Annotated in this window: 3 protein-coding genes; 2 read left to right on the plus strand and 1 reads right to left on the minus strand. The window is 45.5% G+C overall.

The window, feature by feature from the left end:
- Together ACMN7X_RS03820 and ACMN7X_RS03825 are read left to right on the plus strand one after the other, a co-directional pair.
- On the plus strand, positions 1 to 215 hold a 215-nt coding region (locus ACMN7X_RS03820; RefSeq protein ID WP_368321832.1), incomplete at its 5' end, for a hypothetical protein.
- A gap of 145 nt (positions 216 to 360) precedes the next feature.
- Positions 361 to 573 (plus strand): hypothetical protein, encoded by a 213-nt coding sequence (locus ACMN7X_RS03825; RefSeq protein WP_271701912.1) that lies wholly within the window; start codon positions 361 to 363, stop codon positions 571 to 573.
- 370 nt (positions 574 to 943) lie between these two features.
- Here ACMN7X_RS03825 and ACMN7X_RS03830 read toward each other — a convergent pair whose 3' ends face one another.
- Positions 944 to 1,510 (minus strand): hypothetical protein, encoded by a 567-nt coding sequence (locus ACMN7X_RS03830; protein ID WP_017141450.1) that lies wholly within the window; start codon positions 1,508 to 1,510, stop codon positions 944 to 946.
- Positions 1,511 to 2,344 lie beyond the last annotated feature (834 nt).

Raw genomic sequence — 2,344 nt, forward strand, 5'->3', positions numbered from 1 at the left:
CCTTATATTTTTTTGAGTTATACATGGCCTACACGGGTAGGCATTCTTATTTCTTGTGCTTCCTCCAGTTTGTTTTTCGGCGGTCTCCGGCAAGGCTTGCCGTGAAAAAATACGCTCACGCGAAGCGTGAGGAAGATTTTTTCACGTGCAACCAGCCCGAAGGGCCGCCTTGCGGGACCGGCCTGAAAAACAACTATTTTTGCCGCAAGAAATGAGGATGATGGATTCCTTCCTTCTATCTATTGTCTGTCCGGTGAGAATTTAGATTCCATGCAGCTTTTCTGTCTTTGGTATGTTTGGAGAAATATTCAAGGATATGAAATGAGAACGGCAATACGTGATGTTGCGGAAGGAGCAGATATGGGATTGGAAACAGGAAGCGTGCCCGGGCTTTCATGCAGTTTATACGGCGGTGTTGATTTTGGGGAGGATTACAGGGAAGTGACAGGAAGGTCGGCCGTTCCGGAGAAATTGTATGTGTACGTTGTTCCTTCCGAAATACGGAGTCTTTTAAAATCATGGAAGACCTCATTCGGGAGTGTGTCTCGATATTTGCCTGAGACAAAATTATAAGTCGCCTATTCATGGATAAGTATTTGGAATATATCAACGACATGCTACGATGCAATAAAGAGAATCGGAACGGCAGACTGAAACTCGCAATCTGCTGATAATGCGAACTATTCTAAAACAAGTGTGGAAAACTTGAAGACATCCGACGGAAAACCTTGGAAAAAGAAGAACCGGACAAAGTCTCCGCCTTCAAAATAATGCTCTATTATGCCACAGGTGCGGCATTACTTGTCATTCCGGATTGGCTTCCCATGAAATCCACCGCCCGCCATCAAGAAAACGGCCGGTGCCATATGGCAGGTAATCGTAGCGACAGCCTGTCTTTGAAACCCGTTGTCACCCTAAAGGATTTTACTGATATATTATTATGTCAGTCCTTTTTCAAATCAAAATACAGCAAACGGGTTTTCAAAGGTTCATCTTGCGGAATATCATAATATTGCTTTTCTATCACGTCTGTTTTATAGAGTGGAACGAAACCGTTTCTTTCATAATACCTGAGAATCTTTTCCTCATTGTATGCATCCACCACGATAAAACGGCATCCTGTCTTGTTGTCCTCATGACGGAACCAGTCTTTTATGAAAGCCATCAGTTGCCGTCCTACGTGGCTTGATGTACCCTGATATTCCAGGTTGACCCCCAGTCTTCCTATCAGCACGGCCGGATAGCTGCGTCCACGTTTAGGATTTACAATATTGCGTTGCAGCCTGTTTTTATCATTGGGGGATATTAATCTGGTCTTGATACTGTCATTGGACAAGGTAAACAAGGCCACAATACGATGCGGGATTTCAGTCGTCACCCAACAATATGTTTTCCCAAGGAGTTCATCCGCATACAGATCGGCATCATTGAGAAAAAAATCATCAAGGTCATTCTCGCCACAAGTGAAAGGAAGGCAATTCCTCCGTACTTCCTTGTTATAGGCAAGCATGACACAATCATCATATAAAGAAATACCGTCCATTGCTGTTAATTGAACCGGAATGAACGGGATTTCTCCAATACTTTTCGCAACCGTTTCTTTGCCTCCACTGATAACCGGGGTGTTACCTTTGCGGCGTTCTTGTCTGCACTGCGTACGAAATCTTCCGCCGTAACGCCCTCCAAAACCGGAATGTTCTTGATAGTTATAGCCATAATATTATTTTTTGCAAAAATACAACTTTGTTGTTATACAGCCAAATAATAGCCCGTCTTCCACTCTTTTTTCCGGAATGTTCCTCCATATCCGGAAAAGTCTGTGTCACGCCACCCGTTGCGGTAAGCCGTTTTTCTCAAGGAAAGGGCAGGCAATACCGGCGGACGTGGATATGGGCAAAACAACCCGCATATGCAATGCAGAGGGAGCAGGAGAGCCTTCACCACAGCCGGAGAGAAAAGTGGTTTCATGCCGGGGTACGGCATGAAAAGGGGCTCCCGGACAGTTCTTTTCCTTGTCGCACATGCACTACGTCGGTCGCAGTTTTCGCCTTCTGAATCCCTCTTACGTCCGTCCCTGCGCTTTCGGAGCGTTTTTCCGGCAGAAAATTTCGCCGTACGGAAATTTTCTGCCGGAAACCGAAGGGAAAACGCGGAGTCCCGCAGGGACGGACGAACTTTGATGAGGAAGGGGAAAATCATCCGTTTCATAAATACCATTTCCTCAGATGGCATCGCATATTTCCTTCTCCATCTTTTCCAGCTTATGGGACAGGATTTCCATGTCGCTGCTGATCTTCTGGTTGGTTATCCGGGCATATATCTGGGTGGTTTTCAAATCCGTATG

This window comes from Frisingicoccus sp., assembly GCF_048388605.1.
Classification (GTDB): Bacteria; Bacillota; Clostridia; order Lachnospirales; family Lachnospiraceae; genus Frisingicoccus.

Excerpts from the sequence above, each read along its gene's own strand:
- ACMN7X_RS03825 (WP_271701912.1), top strand. The coding sequence starts at position 361 with ATGGGATTGGAAACAGGAAGCGTGCCCGGGCTTTCATGCAGTTTATAC.
- ACMN7X_RS03830 (WP_017141450.1), bottom strand. The coding sequence starts at position 1,510 with ATGCTTGCCTATAACAAGGAAGTACGGAGGAATTGCCTTCCTTTCACT.